This is a genomic window from Burkholderia sp. KBS0801 (genome assembly GCF_005937855.2).
Taxonomy (GTDB): Bacteria; Pseudomonadota; Gammaproteobacteria; order Burkholderiales; family Burkholderiaceae; genus Burkholderia; species Burkholderia ambifaria.
The window spans coordinates 85,173-104,646 of sequence record NZ_CP042177.1 but is presented as its reverse complement, the minus strand read 5'-3'; the positions used below and the strand labels follow the sequence as shown (position 1 = coordinate 104,646).

Here is a 19,474-nt window from a genome sequence, read left to right as displayed (position 1 = left end):
CGACGTGGGCCGCAGCCTCGACGCACATCGCCAAGCTGTGCAAAACCGGTGTCGACATCCCTCCTGGGTCACAGCATTTCCGATCGATCGCCCGATACTTATCCCCTGTTCCATTCGTCTCAGGGGAATAGCAGGCTGTCGCACACACAACGCTCGTTACCCTGTGCAACCCGGCGCGATAGCCCCCGCCCCCGACACAGCGCTTCGGCTGGTTGCTCCGACACTTATCCCCAACGACGCATCGCCCTGCCCCCGAAAAACAAAAACGGCGTGTTTCACGTGAAACACGCCGCCCCGTTTCCCGCCACCCGCCCTAACCATCAAGCCGTTTTCTTCGCCAACCCCAGGTAAGTTTCGATCACGCGCGGATTTTGTGCCAGCTCGGCCGCCGGCCCTTCCAGCGCTAGCTCCCCCGTCTCCAGTACATAACCGTAGTCCGAGATCTGCAGTGCCGCCCGCGCGTTCTGCTCGATCAGCAGCGTCGCCACACCCGTGCCGCGCAACGCGCTGATGATATGAAAAATTTCCTTCACGATCAGCGGCGCCAACCCGAGGCTCGGCTCATCGAGCATCAGCAGGTCGGGTTTGCCCATCAGCGCGCGGCCCACCGCAAGCATCTGCCGCTCGCCGCCCGACAGCGTACCGGCCGCCTGCTTGCGCCGCTCCTTGAGCCGCGGAAACAGCGCAAACACATGATCGAGCTGGTCGAGAAAGTTCGACTCGCCCGCGAGCTTGCGGCGATACGCGCCCAGCACGAGGTTGTCCTCGACCGTCATCGTGCTGAACAGCTCGCGCTTTTCCGGCACGAGGCACATCCCGCGCGCGACGCGCTGCTCGACCGGCAGCGCGCCCACGTCGTGGCCGCGATACATGACCGCGCCCGACGCATGCCCGGTCACGGGCAACGCACCCATGATCGCGTTCAGCATCGTCGACTTGCCGGCACCGTTCGGGCCGATCACGCTGACGATCTGCCCGGCGCCCACCTTGATCGCCGCACCGTGCAGCGCCTCGACTTTCCCGTATCGGACCGCCAGTCCGCGCACCTCGAGAATCGGCATCGTCGTGTCCGCCGTCATCACTCCACCCCGCCCAGATACGCTTCGAGCACCGCCGGATCCTGCTGCACGTCCTGCGGCAGCCCTTCCGCGATCCGCGTGCCGAATTCCATCACCACCAGCCGGTCGGTGAGATTCATCACGAAATCCATGTCATGTTCCACGAGCAACACGCTCATCCCTTCGGCCTTCAGGCGCCGCAACAGATCGGCGAGTTGCTGCTTCTCCTGGTAGCGCAGCCCGGCGGCCGGCTCGTCGAGCAGCAGCAGCGTCGGGTCGCAGCACAGCGCGCGGGCGATTTCGAGAATCCGCTGCTGTCCGAGCGCGAGGCTGGCCGCTTCGTCGTACATGTGCTTTTCGAGCCCGACACGGCGGATCTGGCGTGCTGCTTCGGCCAGCAGTTGCGCCTCCTCGTGCGCGTTGAGCCGCGCGATGCTGCGCCACACGCCCGTACGGCCGCGCAAATGCGCGCCGATCGCGACGTTCTCGAGCACCGTCATCGTCGGCAGCAGCTTCACGTGCTGGAACGTACGGCCGATCCCGCGCCGGACGATCTGACGCGATGTGAGCCCGTCGATCCGCTCGCCGCGGAACGTGATCGTGCCGCCGGTCGGCTGCAGCACGCCGGTCACGAGGTTGAACGTGGTCGACTTGCCCGCGCCGTTCGGGCCGATCAGGCCGATGATCTGCCCCGCCTTCACGTCGAAACTGACGTCGTTGACGGCCACCAGCCCGCCGAACTGCTTGCGCGCGTTGTCGACGACGAGCAGCGGCTCGCCGGCCACCGGTTTCGCACGCTGCGGCAGTGGATCGGCCTGGTCGGGCACATGGGCGCGCGGCCCGCGCGGAAACAGCTTCGCGACGAACGGCCACACGCCCTGGCGCGCGTACTGCAGCAGCAGCACCATCAGCACGCCGAACACGATGATCTCGAAGTTGCCTTCCGAGCCGAGCAGCTTCGGCAGCAGCGTCTGCAGGTAGTCCTGCAGCACGGTGAGGATCGCCGCACCGAGCACCGCGCCCCATACGTGCGACACGCCGCCGACCACGGCCATGAACAGGAATTCGATCCCGTGGTTCAGCCCGAACGGGGTCGGGTTCACCGCGCGCTGCAGGTGCGCGTACAGGAAGCCCGATACCGCGGCGAGCACGGCCGCGTAGACGAAGATCACGACGCGCATCCATGCGGTGTCCACGCCCATCGCCTCCGCCATCACACCGCCGCCGCGCAACGCGCGGATCGCTCGGCCGGGGCGGCTGTTGAGCAGGTTCTGCACCGACACGATCGCCGCCAGCACGACGGCCCAGATCAAGAAGTACAGGCTGCGGCCGCTACCGAGCTCGATGCCGAACAGGTTCAGCGCCGGAATCCCGTTGATCCCGTCGTACTTGCCGAGCAGTTCGAGGTTGCCGAACAGATAGAACAGCGCGAGGCCCCACGCGATCGTGCCGAGCGGCAGGAAGTGCCCGGACAGCCGCATCGTGACCGCACCGAGCACGAGCGCGACGAGCGCCGTCAGCACGACGCCGACGATCAGCGCGAGCCACGGCGACACGCCGTATCGCGTCGTCAGAAACGCCGTCGCATACGCGCCGATGCCGACGAACGCGGCCTGCCCGAAACTCGTCATCCCGCCGACACCCGTCAGCAGCACGAGCCCGATCGCGACGATCGCGTAGAGGCCGATGTAGTTCAGCAGCGTGATCCAGTATTCGGGCACCTGCAGCGCGCCGGGCAGCACCGGCAGCGCGAACAGCACCACGAGAAACACCCAGAAGGTCTTGTTGCGTACCATCGTCTTCATCGCGTCACTCCTCTTCCTCTTCCGCATGCGGCGTCGCGAAACTGCGCCACAGCAGCACCGGGATGATCAGCGTGAACACGATCACTTCCTTGTACGCGCTCGCCCAGAACGACGAATACGATTCGAGCACACCGACGAGCAGCGAGCCCGCGGCCGCGAGCGGATAACTGACCAGCCCGCCGATGATCGCGCCGACGAAGCCCTTCAGGCCGATCAGGAAGCCGGAGTCGTAATAGATGGTCGTCAGCGGGCCGACGAGGATGCCGGACAGCACGCCGAGCCCCGCCGCCAGCGTGAACGCCAGCCGCCCCGCTTCGGTCGTGCCGATGCCGACGAGCCGCGCGCCGAGCCGGTTCACCGACGTCGCGCGCAGCGCCTTGCCGGCGATCGTGCGGCCGAAGTACACGTAGAGCGCACCGATCAGCACCAGCGCGGTCACGACCACGAGAATGCTCTGCACCGACACCGTCATGCTGCCGACCGACAGCGATGCATCCGCGAATCCGTTGGTGCGCGAACCTTCCGCGCCGAACATCACGAGCCCGAGGCCGACCATTGCGAAATGGACGGCGACCGACACGATCAGCAGCAGCAGCGTCGTGCCTTCGGCGATCGGTTGATAGACGAGTCGGTAGACGAACGGCCCCATTGGCACGACGATCGCAAGCGTCAGCGCGATCTGCGCGAGCATCGGCAACGGCTGCGCTGCAAAGCTGCGCGTGAGCGCGAACACCGCAAGCGGCAGCAGCACGTAGCGGCTCGCCAGCGTCGCGAGCGTGCGGCCGAGTTGGTGGCGGCGTTCGCGATGGCGGACCAGGCCGCCGACTTCCAGCATGAAGCACGCGATGCCCATCACGAACAACAGCCAGCAGGTCGCGGGAAATTTCTGCGCCTGCAACGCCGCAAGCGTGAGCGCGCCGTAGGCGACGAATTCGCCCTGGGGAATGAAGATCACCCGCGTGACGGAAAACACCAGCACGAGCGCCAGCGACAGCAATGCATAAATGGCGCCGGTCGTGATGCCGTCTTGCGCGAGGATCGCCGCAATCGAGAAATCCATACGTTTCGTGTATCGAGAATGCTGCGGAGAAACGGCGACGGGAGCGGCCCGCGCACGCGGACGGCAAGACCGGAAGGTCAGGCGTCGTGCGGCGGCTTCCCGGACATTCCATGCGGCACGAGCACAGGCCGCCAGGCCCGCCATGCTGCCGACGGCGCGCACGGCGCCGTTCGCGCCGCGCCCGCCGGTTTCACGTGATGCTTACTCGGCCTGCAGCTTCCACTTGCCGTCGACGATCTGCACCATCACGCGCGCACGCGTGTCGAAGCCGTTGTGGTCGGTCGACGTCATGTTGATCACGCCGTGCGACACGGGCAGGTCCTTCACGCTCTCGAGCGACGCGCGCAGCGCCTCGCGGAACGCCTCGGTGCCCGGCTGGCCCTTCTTCAGCGCGTCGGGAATCGCACGCTGCAGCAGCAGCCCCGCATCCCACGCATGCCCGCCGAAGGTCGACAGCGAGCCCGCGCCGTACGCCTTCTCGTACGCAGCCTTGTAGCCGAGCGCCGGCTTCTTCACCGGATTCGAATCGGGCAGCTGGTCGGTCACGAGCACCGGCCCGGCCGGCAGGATCTCGCCTTCGCAATCCTTGCCGCACACGCGCAGGAAGTCGTTGTTCGCGACGCCGTGCGTCTGGTACACCTTGCCCTTGTAGCCGCGCTCCTTGAGCGTCTTGGCGGGCAGCGCGGCCGGCGTGCCGGAACCGGCGATCAGCACCGCGTCGGGATTCGAGCCCAGCAGCTTCAGCACCTGCCCCATCACCGACGCATCGGTGCGGTTGTAGCGCTCGTTCGACACGACCTTCAACCCGTTCTTCGTCGCGGCCGCGTTGAATGTGTTGTACCAGCTGTCGCCGTACGCGTCGGCGAAGCCGATGAAGCCGATCGTCTTCACGCCGTGCTTCGCCATGTAGCCGGCGATCGCGTCGGCCATCAGCTGGTCGTTTTGCGGCACCTTGAACATCCACGCGCGCTTCGTGTCCATTGGCGCGATGATCTGCGCGCTCGCCGCGAGCGAGATCGTCGGCGTCTTGCCCTGCGACACCGGGTCGAGCATCGCGAGCGAATTCGGCGTGACGGACGAACCGATGATCGCGTCGACGTGATCCTCGTCGATCAGCTTGCGCACGTTCTGCACCGCGCGGCTCGTGTCGGACGCATCGTCGAGCACGATGTACTGGACGCTCTTGCCCGCGATTTCCTTCGGCAGCAGCGCGATCGTGTTCTTTTCCGGAATCCCGAGCGATGCGGCCGGCCCGGTGGCCGACAGCGTCACGCCGATCTTCACCTGTGCCGACGCCGTGGCCGCCGCACACACGAGGCCCGCGGCAAGCAAAACCTCCATCCATCGATTCATCTTCATTTATGTCGTCTCCAAACGCTGCTCGAAAAATCCACGGGTCGCTCGGGCGACTCCCGGTCCTCAAAACAAGTTAATAATTTAACTATCTCGCCATGCCGCGCCTACGCTCGTTTTCCCGTGAAACGCGCGCGTGCGCCGCCGCGCATTCCGAAGCGGTCGTTCGACCGTCACGATGCGCGGCAGCAATGTCGTCAGGATGAAGCAAGCGCGGAAAGGCGGCTTTGCGGGAAAGCGATCGATGCGCAGGCAACGATCGTCGGCAGATCGACCGGCCAAAGCGGATTCGGCCACGCGCGCGGGCGGCGCAGGTGCAGTTCATCTGGATGCGAACGCAACGACCGGAGAAAGAGCCGTACCGGCCAATCGCGCCGGAACGCGCATACCGGCCACAGAACGGCTCGCGAAAGCGCGGGCATACCCATGCGCTTCCCACCCCGTACGAGCGGCGCCAGCCGCCCGTCGTGCCCCGATCCATCGTCCTGCGCTTCTCATCCAACCGTACTCCCTCTTCTGCATTTTGCTTGTAGGAGAACTGCCGACCGATTTTCCCGACCGCGCGGTCGGCGAAAGCTGAGTGTAACGGACGCCTTTTGCGCACGCCAACCGGGTAAGCCCGGACGGCATGCACGCGGCTGCGCGCCAGCGGGCGATCCACCGGCAGGCATGACGAAAACGGGAGGACGGGGGTGAAACGCGGGCAGTGCGAAGCTGAATACGGGGGCGCGGAACGCGACGCCGCTTCACTGCACCATCATGGGAAATTCGCGCACACAAATGAAAAAGCGCTGTTGGATTCCGTCCAACAGCGCTTTGGGGTCCGGGCACTTTGTGCCTCGATTGTCTCCTCGTTCTCCACCTGCAAATTCGTTTCGCGGTGCATCAGAACTGAACGAAGATTAAAGGACCTTTCATGCCGGGACAACTTAGCATTTACCCCTATGGTGCATCGCCGCACGAAAATGGGGCACCAGCGCTGCCGCACGGGGCCGGCCGGAGGCCGCCGAAGCGCCCTTCCCCGGCCATGCCGGATGGTGCTTCGCATCAACCTCGCGTCTCCCTCGGATCCACCCGCCGCACCGGCGCGATGCACTCAGGACGGCCTGAGCGTCTTGACCCGCGCGACCATCTCGCCGACGATCCCGCGCCGGAATGCAAGCACGCATGCGATGAAGATCAGCCCCGTGACGATCGTCGTCGATTCGCCGAGCGAGTGGAACCAGCCGATGCCGGTGACCGACGCGAGCCATTCGCCGATGTCGCCCAGCCGGTCCTCCAGCGCGACGATCAGCGCCGCGCCGAGCAACGGCCCGAACAGCGTGCCCATCCCGCCGACGAGCGTCATCAGCACGACGAGGCCCGACATCGTCCAGTGCGCGTCGGACAGCGTCTCGAAGCCGAGCACCAGCACCTTCAGCGAACCGGCCAGCCCCGCGAGCCCGGCCGACAGGATGAACGCGAGCAGCTTGAAGCGGTCGGTGTCGTAGCCGAGCGAGATCGCCCGCGCCTCGTTCTCCTTGATCGCGACGAGCACCTGGCCGAACGGCGAGTGCACGATTCGCACGATGAACGCGCACGCCGCCACGATCACCGTGAGCACGACGTAGTAGAGCGCGACGTCGTTCGACAGGTCGACGAGCCCGAACAGGTGGCCGCGCGGCACGCCCTGCAGGCCGTCCTCGCCGTGCGTGAACGGCGCCTGGAGGTAGATGAAGTAGACCATCTGCGCGAACGCGAGCGTGATCATCGCGAAGTAGATGCCCTGCCGCCGGATCGCGAACAGCCCGACGACGAGCCCGAGCAGCGTCGCGGCGAACGTGCCGACCAGCACGCCGAGCTCCGGCGTGAAGCCGAGCGTCTGGATCGCATAACCGGTGCCGTAGCCGGCGGTCGCGAGGAACATCGCATGGCCGAACGACAGCAGCCCCGTATAGCCGATCAGCAGGTTGAACGCGGCCGCAAACAGCGCGAACGTGAGCACCTTCATCACGAAGACCGGATATGCGCCGATGAACGGCGCGGCGAGCAGTGCGGCGAGCAGCACGCCGTAGAGCACTTTTCTCTGCATCATTTTTCCTTGCCGAACAGGCCCGCCGGGCGGATCAGCAGCACGATCGCCATGATCACGAACACGACCGTGGCCGACGCTTCCGGATAGAACACACGCGTGAAGCCCTCGATCACGCCGAGCATCAGCCCCGTGATGATCGAGCCGAGAATCGAGCCCATCCCGCCGATCACGACCACCGCGAACACGGTGATGATCATCGGCTGGCCCATCAGCGGCGACACCTGGATCACCGGCGCGGCAAGCACGCCGGCAAACGCCGCGAGCGCGACGCCGAAACCGTAGGTGAGCGTGATCATCATCGGCACGTTCACGCCGAACGCCTCGACGAGCTTCGGGTTCTCGGTACCGGCACGCAGATACGCGCCCAGGCGCGTCTTCTCGATCACGAACCAGGTCGCGAGACACACCGCGAGCGACGCGACGACCACCCACGCGCGGTAGTTCGGCAGGAACATGAAGCCGAGATTGGTCGCGCCGGACAGCTGCGACGGCACGTCGTACGGCTGGCCGGACGAGCCGTAGACCGAGCGGAACACGCCTTCGACGACGAGCGTGAGGCCGAACGTGAGCAACAGCCCGTACAGGTGATCGAGCTTGTACAGCCAGCGCAGCATCGAACGCTCGACCAGGATCCCGAACGCGCCGACGAGCAGCGGCGCGAGCGCGAGCATTGCCCAGTACGGCAACCCGAGGTACGACAGCCCCATCCATGCGAGCATCGCGCCCAGCATGAACAGCGCGCCGTGCGCGAAGTTGATCACGTTGAGCAGCCCGAAGATCACCGCGAGCCCGAGGCTCAGGATCGCGTAGAACGAGCCGTTGACGAGCCCGAGCAGCAACTGGCTCAGCATCGCCGGCAACGGAATGCCAAAGATTTCCATCGACTTAGCCGTCAGTATGAGTTTCGTTGCGTGCGCAACCTTCAAGCCGCGGCGCACGCGGGCGGCGCAGCGAGTACATCGCCGCGGCCCCCGCGCGCCGCTACATCGCTACGTCGCGCTTACTTCCACAGCGCGCAGCGCGATTCCTTCTTGGTGCCGAACGCCTGGTCGCCCGGAATCGTCGCGAGCACCTTGTAGTAGTCCCACGGCTCCTTCGACTCCGACGGCTTCTTCACTTCCATCAGGTACATGTCGTGAATCATGCTGCCGTCCTGGCGGATCGCGCCCTTCGCGTAGAAGTCGTTGATCTTCATCTTCTTCAGCTCGGCCATCACCTTGTCCGAGTCGGTCGTGCCGGCGGCCTGCACGGCCTTCAGGTAGGTCGTCACCGACGAGTAGTCGGCCGCCTGCAGGCTCGACGGCATCTTCTTCATCTTGCCGAAGTAGCGCTGCGCCCACTGGCGCGACGCCGCATCGCGGTTCCAGTACCAGCTGTCGGTCAGCACGAGGCCCTGCGTCGTTTCGAGGCCGAGGCTGTGCACGTCGTTGATGAACATCAGCAGCCCGGCGAGCTTCATCGTCTTCGTGATGCCGAATTCCTTCGCGGCCTTGATCGAGTTGATCGTGTCACCGCCCGCGTTCGCGAGGCCCAGGATCTGCGCCTTCGACGATTGCGCCTGCAACAGGAACGACGAGAAGTCCGACGCGGACAGCGGGTGGCGCACCGTGCCGAGTACCTGGCCGCCATTCGCCTTCACGACGTCGGACGTGTTCTTCTCGAGCGCCTTGCCGAACGCGTAGTCGGCGGTCAGGAAGAACCACGTCTTGCCGCCCTGCTTCACCACCGCCGAGCCGGTGCCTTTCGCGAGCGCCATCGTGTCGTACGCATAGTGCACCGTGTATGGCGTGCACTCCTCGTTCGTCAGCGTGTCCGCGCCCGCACCGATGTTGATGTAGACCTTCTTCTTCTCCGCGGCGAGCTTGGCCATCGCCAGCGCCGTTCCCGAATTCGTGCCGCCGACGAGCAGGTCGAGCCCGCCGCGGTCGATCCATTCGCGCGCCTTCGACGCGGCAATGTCTGCCTTGTTCTGGTGATCCGCGTACACGACCTCGATCGGCTTGCCGAGCACCTTGCCGCCGAAGTCGGCGACCGCCATGCGGATCGCCTCGAGGCCGCCCTGACCGTCAATGTCCGCATACAGCCCCGACATGTCGGTGACGAAACCGATCTTCACGGTATCCGCGGCATGCGCGGCGCCGGCGGTGAACGCGGCGGTCGCGAGCGCGAGACAGGCCTGCGCGAGGGTCTTCATTTTCATTGACGTCTCCTGTTGTTCTGATGCGTTGTGGTTATTCGAGGGCCGCCACGGCTAGCGGCAAGGTAAACGGGGCGGCGTCACACCCCAAGCAGGTCGTGAAGGATCGGCATCTTGCCTTCCAGTTCGGATGCACGGAAATGCTCGACGATGCGGCCATGCTCCATCACGTAGAAGCGGTCGGCGAGCGGCGCGGCAAAGCGGAAATTCTGTTCGACCATCACGACCGTGTAGCCGCGCGCCTTCAGCGCGATGATCATCCGCGCGAGCGCCTGCACGATCACCGGCGCGAGGCCTTCGGAGATTTCGTCGAGCAGCAGCAGGTTCGCGCCGGTGCGCAGGATCCGCGCCACCGCGAGCATCTGCTGCTCGCCGCCGGACAACCGCGTGCCCTGGCTCTGCCGGCGCGACGCGAGATTCGGGAACATCGCGTAGATCTCGTCGAGCGGCATCGCATGCTCGCGCGGCCCGATCAACGGCGGCAGCATCAGATTTTCCTCGCACGACAGGCTCGAGAAGATCCCGCGCTCCTCCGGGCAATAGCCGACGCCGAAATGCGCGATGCGGTGCGTCGCGAGGCCGATCGTCTCGTTGCCCGCGACCTTGATCGACCCACTGCGGCGGCCGGTGAGGCCCATGATCGCGCGCAGCGTCGTGGTGCGGCCCGCGCCGTTGCGGCCGAGCAGCGTCACGACCTCGCCGCGATGAACGCTCAGGTCGACGCCGTGCAATATGTGGGATTCTCCGTACCAGGCCTCGAGGCCCGTGATCTCCAGCGCGGGCGTGCCGCTCTCGACGCCGCTCAATTCGCGTTCCTCCCGTTCGCTGCGCTTCATGCGTGCGCCCCCGCGAGCGCCGCGTCGGCGCTGCCCATGTAGGCTTCGATCACGAGCGGATTCTTCGATACCTCCGCATACGAGCCTTCGGCCAGCACCTCGCCGCGCTGCAGGACGGTGATCGTGTCGGAGATGCCGGCGATCACGTTCATGTTGTGCTCGACCATCAGGATCGTGCGGCCGCTCGCGACCTTCTTGATCAGCGCGGTCACGCGGTCGACATCTTCGTGGCCCATCCCTTGCGTGGGTTCGTCGAGCAGCATCAGTTCGGGTTCCATCGCGAGTGTCGTCGCGATCTCGAGCGCGCGCTTGCGGCCGTATGCGAGCTCGACGGTCGGCACGTGCGCGAAATCGGTGAGGCCGACCTGCGTGAGCAGGTCCATCGCGCGATCGTCGAGCCGCTTCAGCGTGCGCTCGCTGCGCCAGAAATGGAATTCGGTGCCGAGCGAGCGTTGCAGGCCGATGCGTACGTTCTGCAGCGCGCTCAGGTGCGGGAATACCGCCGAGATCTGGAATGAACGGATGATGCCGCGGCGCGCGACCTGTGCCGGGCGCTCGTCGGTGATGTCGATGCCGTTGAAGACGATCTGACCGGCCGTCGGTGTCAGGAACTTGGTCAGCAGGTTGAAGCAGGTGGTCTTCCCCGCGCCGTTCGGTCCGATCAACGCATGGATCGCACCGCGACGCACACGCAGGTTGACACCGTTCACGGCGGTGAAGCCCCTGAATTCCTTCGTCAGTCCGCGTGTTTCGAGAATCGTGTCGCCGAGAATCATGTTCCCTTCCGTACGAAGTCAGGCGAACCACCGGGAAGATTCGCGCAAGCGACCGCGAACAGGTCTGCGGATGAGCGGGCTGTCCCCGGACGCCGTATTACGCATCGAGGGTGGTCTCCCGCGCCGACGCGTCTGCACATTGCGCCACATTGTCGCCCCGTTGGTGCAGTGCAATCATCGGGATTTGCACTTATAGGGCTGGCAGCCATATCCGATGCGGCGCTTCGCGAATTGGCGACGTGTTTTTTTGACACGCGCATCATCGGTACGCGCATGCGCATCGCGCGTGCCTGCGCGAACGCACGCACACTGTGCACGCTTATCTCACCAATCCGGTGCGATCCGCTCGCTTCGGCTTGCTTCGCATAGCGAATCAGCGGGCGACGGGATGACGGCCCGCTGTCGTGGATGTCAGCGTGGTGTCACGCAGCCGTCACCACCGCTTCCGTTCGCGCGTGCGTCGTTTCGTGCGCCGCGCGCCGATCGGCGCGGATCATGTCGCTCGCGCGCTCGGCGATCATCAGCGTCGGCGAATTCGTGTTGCCGGACGTGATGAACGGCATCACCGATGCATCGACGATCCGCAGCCCCGCGACGCCGCGCACGCGCAGCCGGCTGTCGACGACGGCCCGTTCGTCGTCCGCGCGCCCCATCCGGCACGTGCCGACCGGATGGAAGATCGTGGTGCCGATGGCACCCGCCGCATCGATCAGTTCGGCTTCGGTCCGATATTGCGTACCCGGCAGGATTTCCTGCGGACGATAGCGCGCGAGCGCCGGCGCGGATGCGATCCGGCGCGTGAGGCGCAGTGCGTTCGCGGCGACATGACGATCGTGGTCAGTCGACAGGTAGTTCGGCGCGATCAATGGCGCCACGGCCGCATCGGGGCTCGCGATGTGCACGCTGCCGCGCGAGGTCGGCCGCAGATGGCAGACGGACGCCGTAAACGCGTTGAACCCGTGCAGCGGCTCGCCGAAACGTTCGAGCGACAGCGGCTGCACGTGATATTCGAGATCGGGGCGCGTGAGCGCGGGATCGTCCGGATCGGACTTCGCGAACGCGCCGAGCTGCGACGGCGCCATCGACATCGGCCCGCGCTGCAGCAGCGCATATTCGGCGCCGATCATCAGCTTGCCCCACCAGTGCGCGGACAGCGTGTTGAGCGTGCGCACGCCATCGACGCGAAACGCCATCCGCAATTGCAGATGATCCTGCAGGTTCTCGCCGACGCCGGGCAGATCCTGCACGACGTCGATGCCGAGCGCCTGCAGCCGCGCGCCCGCACCGATGCCGGACAGTTCGAGCAGCTGCGGCGAATTCACCGCGCCGGAGGTCAGCAGCACTTCGACGCGCGCGCGCGCGACGTAGTCGGTGCCGCCGCCGCGATACTCGACGCCGACCGCGCGCCGCCCGTCGAAGATCACGCGCTGCGCGTGCGCGCCGGTGATGACGGTCAGGTTCGGGCGCGTCATCGCGGGCCTCAGGAACGCCTTCGACGTATTCCAGCGCACGCCGCGCTTCTGGTTCACCTCGAAATAGCCGACGCCGGTGTTGTCGCCGCGGTTGAAATCGTCGGTCGCCGGGATGCCCGTCTGCTGCGCGGCCTGCGCGAACGATTCGAGAATCTCCCAGCGCAGCCGCTGCTTCTCGACGCGCCAGTAGCCGCCCGTGCCGTGCGCATCGCTCGCGCCCGCGTGGTGGTCTTCGCTGCGCTTGAAGATCGGCAGCACGCTGTCCCACGACCAGCCGGCGTCGCCGGTTTCCTGCGCCCAGCTGTCGTAATCCTCGCGCTGGCCGCGCATGTAGATCATCCCGTTGATCGACGAGCAGCCGCCGAGCACGCGGCCGCGCGGATACGACAGCGCGCGGCCGTTGAGCGCCGCCTCGGGCTGTGTCTTGTACAGCCAGTCGGTGCGCGGATTGCCGATGCAGTACAGATAGCCGACCGGGATGTGGATCCAGTGATAGTCGTCCTTGCCGCCCGCCTCGAGCAGCAGCACGCGGATCTCGGGATCCTCGGTCAGGCGGTTCGCGAGCACGCAGCCCGCGGTGCCCGCGCCGACGATCACGTAATCGAATTCGCCCTCGAGCGTACGTTGAGTACTCACGACATGTCTCCTTGCGTCTTCTTCCTTGTTGTACGCCGCGCAGCGCGCTCGCGCACGGCGTTTTTCAGCATGGTGCGCCGCGGACGACGCGATCGATGAAGCGTACTCCGCCGCCCGGCCGTCGATCCAATGAGTTATGCTGAACTGCGTTATAAGCTGCGCTCATATCACGACGATGGATCTCACTCTGCTCCGCGCGTTCGCGACGGTCGCCCGCGAAGGCAACCTCACGCGCGCGGCCGTGCAGCTGCACCTCACGCAGCCGGCCGTCAGCCTGCAGATCAAGCATCTGCAGGAAACGCTCGGCATCACGCTGTTCACGCGCACGTCGCGCGGACTCGCGCTCACGCGCGACGGCCAGACGCTGCTGCCGCACGCGGAGCGCGCGCTCGCCGCCGCCGCCGACGTGCAGCGCGCCGCTGCCGCGCTGCGCCATGAAGTGCGCGGCCGGCTGCGGATCGGCACGATCCTCGATCCGGGCTTCCTGCGGCTCGGCGGCTTCCTGCGCGCACTGGTCGAAACCCATCCGCAGATCGAGACGGCGCTGCGGCACGGGATGTCGGGCTGGGTACTCGAGCAGGTGCGGGCGCAGGCGCTCGACGTCGGCTACTACATCGGCCGGCCAGGCGAGGACGATCCGCGCGACGACACGCTGTTCCACACGGTCACGCTCACGCATTTCCAGTATCGCGTGCTGGCGCCGGCCGGCTGGAAGGAGCGTGTGCAGCGCGCGCATGACTGGCGTGCGCTCGCCGCGCTGCCGTGGATCTGGACGCCGCCCGCGTCCGCCCATCACCGGCTGCTGTCGCGGCGCTTCGCGGCGGCCGGCGCGCAGCCGGTCAAGGTCGCCGAGGTCGACCAGGAGCAGTCGATGCTCGACCTCGTCAAATCCGGGATCGGCTTGACGCTCGCGCGCGACTCGACCGCGCTGGCCGAAGCGCATGCGCATGCGCTGACGATCGTCGAACGTGTGACGGTGCCCACCGAGCTGACGTTCGTGACGCTCGCCGAGCGGCGCGACGAACCGGCGATCGAGGCCGCGCTGCGGCTGATCGAGGCGCAGTGGGCGATATGAGCGGCGCTCATCGTGCGTGCGCGGGCTGGGCGGGTGAAAAGATTGCACGGATTGCTCGACATGCCTTTCACCTTTCGTTCCGGTCCAATAGACGCGATTGAAAGATATTTGTAATCTCGTTGATTCGTTTATCGAACACGGGAAATTCGAATATGACCGGTCCGCTCGCCGATCACGCTCGCTCGCAAGGCTTCGCGGTATGCGATGCATTGCGACGCCATCGCCGCACGCTCGCCGAAAACCTGCCCGCCCATACCAGCATTCGCACGCATCAACGCAACGGCTGGTTGCTCGGCGACGATGCTTTCAATGGCGATTTCGATATCGATCCGCATCTTGCGAACCAGCTTCTGGACGCGCTCGTTACATCGGGCCAGTGTTCCGCGTCCGACTGGACGCATGACTTCGCCGACCGTGGATACTCCGGCGATCCAGGAACCCTCGCCCGTCTTTACGAAGAAGGCCGCAACAACCTGGTGGGCCCGGGCAGCATCCTCGGGAACCTCAACACGGGGCTCGGCGCAGCCCATGCAGCCCACGCGCTATCTCTGCAAAGAAACATCGACGCGGGCGCGCAGACGGTGATCCGCCGCGCTTCGCCAAGCGTGACGATCAACCATTACGTCACGCTCTATGACGGCAACACCACCGGCAAGGGAAAACCCCGGCCGAAGCTGCGCATACGCAACCTGCCGATTCAGACCGTCCAACCGGCGCTCGGCCCGCATGCGAAGCACAATCCGCGCACCCGAACCACGACTGCGGCGCTCAAGGGGACGGATCTCAAAAAGCTGACGCCCGGCATTTCGCCGCTCAGGCACCTGTACGCCGGCAGCCTGATCGGCAGCGGCGTTCTGACGTTTGCGCCGAGTCTGGCGCTCGACATTGCGGCCAGTATCAGTCGGGATACTCAGGGGGCAGTGAGATTCGATAGCCGCGCGTTCGTGCTCGCGTCTGCGCGTAGTCAAAGTGGGAATGCTGTTGGGTTTGGCGTTTCGACGGCTATGTCCATTGCCCTGTCCATGGGGGGCGTCCGTGCTCTCCCGGTCATCTTGATCGCATTCGGAACCGGATTCGTCATACAAGTACTCTGGAACGCTTACATTGGTCCTGACTTTGCGGAATCGCAGGCTCGACGCCTACTGGATAACTGACATGATGTTCCCCGACCTCGAGCGATCACGTGCAGGTGTCCGCCATGCCCCGCTTTATTTCGGCCTGGTGAGCTTCATGATCTTCGGCCTCTGCCTGAACGCTATCGCGGAAGCAAACGGCGTCGCGTTCCGGCTTACAAGCTGGCCGATGCTTGCGCTTCTTGTCGCTGCACTGGCCGCCGGATACGAGATCAAATACCGTTCTACGTTGTCTGTACGTTTTCTCGCGGCGCTCATGATTTATATCGTTGCCGTATTCGGTCTTCTGATGGGTACCGCATTGTTGAGCGTGTGGTCGCTCATCGAAAAACCAGCGTCCAGCAAGCCATACCTGCTTTTCGTCTTTCTCTATCACGCAACCATATTGTCCTCACTCACGTTGCCATTTGCCCTCAAACTCCGCGAACTCAAGCGCCATCCCGATCGCCGTTTCAAAAACAACGAATACCTCGCCGATATCCGCTCGTTCACGATCGATCCCAACTGCGGCAGGACCGTTCCCACGAGCACGCTCGCGCCGGCGACCATCGCGTTGACCGTCAATCTGCCGATCGCGTTGAATACCTACATCGGCGAAAACAGCAACGCGCTCCTGATCGCGACATCGCTATACGCGCTGTTATTTTCTTACGTGGCCGCTGTCTTCATTGGGCCGAAACTGGCTTACCTCTATGAGTTATACCGGTATGAACGCCAAACCGGCCGACGCTTCGTCAACCAGGAATACGAGAAAGTACAGGCGCTTCGTCGCACCTTCCTGCTGTGCCGCGTGTTGGCGAAACTGGCGGCGTTTCGGCGCGCGCGCTCATAATGTTTCCCGACTTCGAGCGTGCGCGGCCGCTGCTCTGCCATGCCCCGCTTTGCCTCGGCCCCTGCAGCTTCATGATCTTCGGCCTCTGCCTGAGCGTCGTCGCGAAAGCAAACGGCGTCGCGTTCCAGCTCACGAGCTGGCCCATGCTTGCGCTTCTTGTCGCAGGGCTGGTTGCCGGATACCACATCAAGTACCGCTCCACGCTGTCCGTACGCTCGCAGACGGCGATCATGGTTTATATCGTTGTCGTAGCGGGCCTTCTGCCGGGTACCACCCTATTGAGCGCGTGGTCGCTCCTTGAAAAACCGGCGTCAAGCAAGCCATATCTGCTATTTGTTTCTCTCTATCACGCAACCGCGCTATCCTCACTCGCGTTGCCATTTGCCCTCAAACTCCGCGAACTCAAGCGCCATCCCGATCGCCGTTTCAAAAATAACGAATACCTCGCCGATATCCGCTCATTCACGATCGATCCCAACTGCGGCAGGACCGCTCCCCCGAACATGCTCGCGCCGGCGACCATCGCGTTGACCGTCAATCTGCCGATCGCGTTGAATACCTACATCGGCGAAAACAGCAACGCGCTCCTGATCGCGACATCGCTATACGCGCTGTTATTTTCTTACGTGGCCGCTGTCTTCATTGGCCCGCAACTGGCTTACCTGTACGAGTTATACCGGTATGAACGCCAAACCGGCCGACGCTTCGTCAACCAGGAATACGAGAAAGTACAGGCGCTTCGTCGCACCTTCCTGCTGTGCCGCGTGTTGGCGAAACTGGCGGCGTTTCGGCGCTCGCGCTGATCCCTGCATGCCCCGCATTGCGCCCGAGCCCTCCGCCCCCGGTCAGCTCGCAGTACGCGTCACGCCACCATCGCAGGCTTTTTGCTAGATTGTGCGTTCGCACACCGCGAGATCCATGATTGAAGGAGACCCGCATGGCCCGCAACATCGAGATCAAAGCCCGCGCCCGTGAATTCGACCGGCTGCGCGAACAGGCGGCTACGCTCGCGACCGAAGCACCGCTTTTCTACCGCCAGCAGGATTTCTTCTATGACGTCCCGCGCGGCCGGCTGAAGCTGCGCCGCTTCGAGGACGGCACGCCGGCCGAACTGATCTTCTATCAGCGCGACGACCGCGACGGCCCGAAGGCGTCGTACTACACGCGCAGCCCGGTGACGAACCCGGACGCGATGCATTCGCTGCTCGCGACCGCGCTGACCACGCGCGGGATCGTGACGAAGGAACGGCACGTGTACCTCGTCGGCCGCACGCGAATCCACCTCGACCGCGTCGACGGCCTCGGCGACTTCATCGAACTGGAAGTGGTGCTCGGCCCCGACGACGACGAAGCCGGCGGCGAAGCCGAAGCGCATGACGTGTTCGCCAAGCTCGGCGTGGCGCAGGACGATCTCGTCGCGGTCGCGTACGTCGACCTGCTGAACGCCGACGCGCAATCCGAAGCGGCCTGATCAGGCCCTATCCGCGGCGGTATCCGGCACCCCGCCGCCGGCCCAGCGGCCGCATCACGCGGCGCCGGGCGCAAGATGCGCGAGCGGCAGCGCGCCGTTGCGCTTGAAGGTCGTCAGCACGATGTTCGAGCGCACGCTGTCGACGCCCGGCACGCGCATCAGCTTCTTCATCACGAACTGCGACAGCGCGTTGAGATCCGGCGCGACGATCCGCAGCAGATAGTCGGCGTCGCCAACCACCGCATGGCATTCGAGCACTTCGGGCAGCACGTCGATCTGCTGCTGGAACTGCTCGATGATCGAATCGCCGTGATGCTTGAGTTTCAGGCTCGTGAACGCGGTAACGCCGAGCCCGAGCTTTTCGGGGCGCAACATCACGCGGTAGCCTTCGATCACTCCGGCCGCCTCGAGCCGCTGCAGCCGCCGGCCGATCTGCGACGGCGACAGCGGCACCTCCTCGCCGAGCTGCTGGTGCGTCGCGCGGCCGAAGCGCTGCAGCACATCGAGAAGCGCGAGATCGAAGTGATCGAGTTCCAGCATGAGCATACTCCGCATTGATTTGTGTTCTGATGCGCGATTATCGCATCAACAAGCATATTCACGCCATCTTTGCGCCCATTCCGCACGTCGCCCGCTCTACACTTGCATGGTTCCCAACCACAGCGTGCAGAGCCTGATCATGTCCACCGTCGTCACCGCGAAACTGCAGGAGCAGTTCGATGCGGGCCTCGAAACCCGCGCCGATTTCACCATCGACCAGCCGCTCGAACGCTACGGCCAGGTCGACCACGCGGTGTGGCAGCAGCTCTATGCGCGCCAGTCGGCGCTGCTGCGCGGACGCGCATGCGATGCGTTCGTCACCGGGCTCGGGAAGATCGACCTGCCGGCCGACCGCGTGCCGTCGTTCGCCGACGTGAACCGCCAGCTGACGCTGGCAACCGGCTGGGAGATCGTCGCGGTGCCGGGCCTCGTACCCGATCGCGTGTTCTTCGAGCACCTCGCGAACCGCCGGTTTCCGGTCACCTGGTGGATGCGTCGTCCGGACCAGCTCGACTACCTGCAGGAACCCGACTGCTTCCACGACCTGTTCGGCCACGTGCCGCTGCTGATCGAGCCGGTGTTCGCCGACTACATGCAGGCCTATGGCCGCACGGCGCTCGCGGTCGCCGACGACGAAGCGGCGCTCGCGCGGCTTGCGCGCCTCTACTGGTATACGGTGGAATTCGGGCTGATTCGCGACCCGAACGGCACGAACGGGCTGTCGATCTACGGCGCCGGGATCGTGTCGAGCAAGGGCGAGAGCCTGTACAGCCTCGAAAGCGCGGCGCCGAACCGCCTAGGCTTCGAGTTGGAGCGCGTGATGCGCACGCAGTACCGGATCGACACGTTCCAGACGACCTACTTCGTGATCGACGATTTCGCGCAGCTGTTCGCGCTCGCCGACGTCGACGGCCGTGCGCTGGCCAACCGGCTGGCCGCGCTGCCGGAAATCCCGTCCGGCGCGGTGCTCGAGCACGATCTCGTGCTGCATCGCGGCACGGGCGAAGGCTGGCCGGACGGCGCGCGCGCGTAATGCGGCGGACTACGCCGGCATGATTCGGGCGCCGGCGCCCGTCCCCGGGATGCCCGCCTCCCAATGCCCGTCGCACAACTATGAAACAATGACCGGTACCGGCTTTGCCGCGTGGCCTTCGCC

Annotated in this window: 17 protein-coding genes; 6 read left to right on the top strand and 11 right to left on the bottom strand. The window is 65.1% G+C overall.

What is annotated here, in order from left to right:
- Positions 1–320: 320 nt before the first annotated feature.
- The 10 genes from FFI87_RS00495 to FFI87_RS00445 form a co-directional block, all read right to left on the bottom strand.
- On the bottom strand, positions 321–1,079 hold the full coding sequence (locus FFI87_RS00495) for an ABC transporter ATP-binding protein (protein ID WP_138846902.1): 759 nt from the start codon (positions 1,077–1,079) through the stop codon (positions 321–323).
- The gene (locus FFI87_RS00490) at positions 1,079–2,863 is read right to left on the bottom strand and encodes an ABC transporter permease subunit (RefSeq protein ID WP_138846903.1); all 1,785 of its coding nucleotides are present in this window, start codon (positions 2,861–2,863) and stop codon (positions 1,079–1,081) included. Before FFI87_RS00490 ends, FFI87_RS00495 begins: the two co-directional genes overlap by 1 nt.
- A 4-nt stretch (positions 2,864–2,867) precedes the next feature.
- The gene (locus tag FFI87_RS00485; RefSeq protein ID WP_105830751.1) at positions 2,868–3,923 is read right to left on the bottom strand and encodes a branched-chain amino acid ABC transporter permease; all 1,056 of its coding nucleotides are present in this window, start codon (positions 3,921–3,923) and stop codon (positions 2,868–2,870) included.
- 201 nt (positions 3,924–4,124) lie between these two features.
- Positions 4,125–5,282: an ABC transporter substrate-binding protein gene (locus FFI87_RS00480; protein ID WP_012362757.1), complete on the bottom strand. Its 1,158-nt coding sequence runs from the start codon at positions 5,280–5,282 to the stop codon at positions 4,125–4,127.
- A 1,090-nt stretch (positions 5,283–6,372) separates the two neighbouring features.
- Positions 6,373–7,347, bottom strand: coding sequence for a branched-chain amino acid ABC transporter permease (locus FFI87_RS00470; protein ID WP_186381710.1), 975 nt, complete (start codon positions 7,345–7,347; stop codon positions 6,373–6,375).
- A complete protein-coding gene (locus FFI87_RS00465) occupies positions 7,347–8,231 on the bottom strand; it encodes a branched-chain amino acid ABC transporter permease (protein ID WP_011655604.1) in 885 nt (294 codons plus the stop codon). The genes FFI87_RS00470 and FFI87_RS00465 overlap by 1 nt, the downstream gene beginning before the upstream one ends.
- Positions 8,232–8,350: 119 nt before the next feature.
- Entirely contained in the window at positions 8,351–9,550 is a 1,200-nt protein-coding gene (locus FFI87_RS00460) for an ABC transporter substrate-binding protein (RefSeq protein ID WP_012362755.1), read from the bottom strand.
- Between the two features lie 77 nt (positions 9,551–9,627).
- Positions 9,628–10,383 carry an ABC transporter ATP-binding protein gene (locus FFI87_RS00455; protein ID WP_011655602.1) on the bottom strand — a complete coding sequence of 252 codons (756 nt, stop codon included), beginning with the start codon at positions 10,381–10,383 and terminating at the stop codon, positions 9,628–9,630.
- A complete protein-coding gene (locus FFI87_RS00450; protein ID WP_011655601.1) occupies positions 10,380–11,159 on the bottom strand; it encodes an ABC transporter ATP-binding protein in 780 nt (259 codons plus the stop codon). Before FFI87_RS00450 ends, FFI87_RS00455 begins: the two co-directional genes overlap by 4 nt.
- A gap of 422 nt (positions 11,160–11,581) precedes the next feature.
- Positions 11,582–13,267: a GMC family oxidoreductase gene (locus FFI87_RS00445; RefSeq protein WP_138846906.1), complete on the bottom strand. Its 1,686-nt coding sequence runs from the start codon at positions 13,265–13,267 to the stop codon at positions 11,582–11,584.
- A 175-nt stretch (positions 13,268–13,442) separates the two neighbouring features.
- On the opposite strand from FFI87_RS00445, the gene FFI87_RS00440 reads away from it, so the two are divergent.
- The 5 genes from FFI87_RS00440 (at position 13,443) to FFI87_RS00420 (ending at position 17,778) form a co-directional block, all read left to right on the top strand.
- Positions 13,443–14,342, top strand: a complete 900-nt coding sequence (locus tag FFI87_RS00440) for a LysR family transcriptional regulator (RefSeq protein ID WP_138846907.1) — start codon at positions 13,443–13,445, stop codon at positions 14,340–14,342.
- A 152-nt stretch (positions 14,343–14,494) separates the two neighbouring features.
- A complete protein-coding gene (locus FFI87_RS00435; RefSeq protein WP_138846908.1) occupies positions 14,495–15,496 on the top strand; it encodes a hypothetical protein in 1,002 nt (333 codons plus the stop codon).
- A gap of 1 nt (position 15,497) precedes the next feature.
- Complete coding sequence (locus FFI87_RS00430; protein ID WP_138846909.1) at positions 15,498–16,307, top strand: hypothetical protein; 810 nt, start codon at positions 15,498–15,500, stop codon at positions 16,305–16,307.
- Positions 16,307–17,110 carry a hypothetical protein gene (locus FFI87_RS00425; protein ID WP_138846910.1) on the top strand — a complete coding sequence of 268 codons (804 nt, stop codon included), beginning with the start codon at positions 16,307–16,309 and terminating at the stop codon, positions 17,108–17,110. The genes FFI87_RS00430 and FFI87_RS00425 overlap by 1 nt, the downstream gene beginning before the upstream one ends.
- Before the next feature lie 134 nt (positions 17,111–17,244).
- Entirely contained in the window at positions 17,245–17,778 is a 534-nt protein-coding gene (locus tag FFI87_RS00420) for a class IV adenylate cyclase (protein WP_006751335.1), read from the top strand.
- A gap of 54 nt (positions 17,779–17,832) precedes the next feature.
- On the opposite strand, the gene FFI87_RS00415 is transcribed toward FFI87_RS00420, so the two are convergent.
- Positions 17,833–18,318, bottom strand: a complete 486-nt coding sequence (locus FFI87_RS00415) for an Lrp/AsnC family transcriptional regulator (protein WP_006408082.1) — start codon at positions 18,316–18,318, stop codon at positions 17,833–17,835.
- Positions 18,319–18,424: 106 nt separating this feature from the next.
- Between FFI87_RS00415 and phhA the strand changes: the two genes are divergently transcribed.
- The gene (gene phhA / locus FFI87_RS00410; RefSeq protein ID WP_138846911.1) at positions 18,425–19,351 is read left to right on the top strand and encodes a phenylalanine 4-monooxygenase; all 927 of its coding nucleotides are present in this window, start codon (positions 18,425–18,427) and stop codon (positions 19,349–19,351) included.
- Positions 19,352–19,474: the final 123 nt, after the last annotated feature.

What these genes read in the sequence shown, in the direction of transcription:
- FFI87_RS00425 (WP_138846910.1), top strand. Translation starts at nt 16,307, where the DNA reads ATGTTTCCCGACTTCGAGCGTGCGCGGCCGCTGCTCTGCCATGCCCCG.
- FFI87_RS00420 (WP_006751335.1), top strand. Translation starts at nt 17,245, where the DNA reads ATGGCCCGCAACATCGAGATCAAAGCCCGCGCCCGTGAATTCGACCGG.
- FFI87_RS00490 (WP_138846903.1), bottom strand. Translation starts at nt 2,863, where the DNA reads ATGAAGACGATGGTACGCAACAAGACCTTCTGGGTGTTTCTCGTGGTG.
- FFI87_RS00435 (WP_138846908.1), top strand. Translation starts at nt 14,495, where the DNA reads ATGACCGGTCCGCTCGCCGATCACGCTCGCTCGCAAGGCTTCGCGGTA.
- FFI87_RS00430 (WP_138846909.1), top strand. Translation starts at nt 15,498, where the DNA reads ATGATGTTCCCCGACCTCGAGCGATCACGTGCAGGTGTCCGCCATGCC.
- FFI87_RS00415 (WP_006408082.1), bottom strand. Translation starts at nt 18,318, where the DNA reads ATGCTGGAACTCGATCACTTCGATCTCGCGCTTCTCGATGTGCTGCAG.
- FFI87_RS00465 (WP_011655604.1), bottom strand. Translation starts at nt 8,231, where the DNA reads ATGGAAATCTTTGGCATTCCGTTGCCGGCGATGCTGAGCCAGTTGCTG.
- FFI87_RS00450 (WP_011655601.1), bottom strand. Translation starts at nt 11,159, where the DNA reads ATGATTCTCGGCGACACGATTCTCGAAACACGCGGACTGACGAAGGAA.
- FFI87_RS00440 (WP_138846907.1), top strand. Translation starts at nt 13,443, where the DNA reads ATGGATCTCACTCTGCTCCGCGCGTTCGCGACGGTCGCCCGCGAAGGC.
- FFI87_RS00485 (WP_105830751.1), bottom strand. Translation starts at nt 3,923, where the DNA reads ATGGATTTCTCGATTGCGGCGATCCTCGCGCAAGACGGCATCACGACC.
- FFI87_RS00495 (WP_138846902.1), bottom strand. Translation starts at nt 1,079, where the DNA reads ATGACGGCGGACACGACGATGCCGATTCTCGAGGTGCGCGGACTGGCG.
- phhA (WP_138846911.1), top strand. Translation starts at nt 18,425, where the DNA reads ATGGTTCCCAACCACAGCGTGCAGAGCCTGATCATGTCCACCGTCGTC.
- FFI87_RS00480 (WP_012362757.1), bottom strand. Translation starts at nt 5,282, where the DNA reads ATGAAGATGAATCGATGGATGGAGGTTTTGCTTGCCGCGGGCCTCGTG.
- FFI87_RS00455 (WP_011655602.1), bottom strand. Translation starts at nt 10,383, where the DNA reads ATGAAGCGCAGCGAACGGGAGGAACGCGAATTGAGCGGCGTCGAGAGC.
- FFI87_RS00470 (WP_186381710.1), bottom strand. Translation starts at nt 7,347, where the DNA reads ATGCAGAGAAAAGTGCTCTACGGCGTGCTGCTCGCCGCACTGCTCGCC.
- FFI87_RS00460 (WP_012362755.1), bottom strand. Translation starts at nt 9,550, where the DNA reads ATGAAAATGAAGACCCTCGCGCAGGCCTGTCTCGCGCTCGCGACCGCC.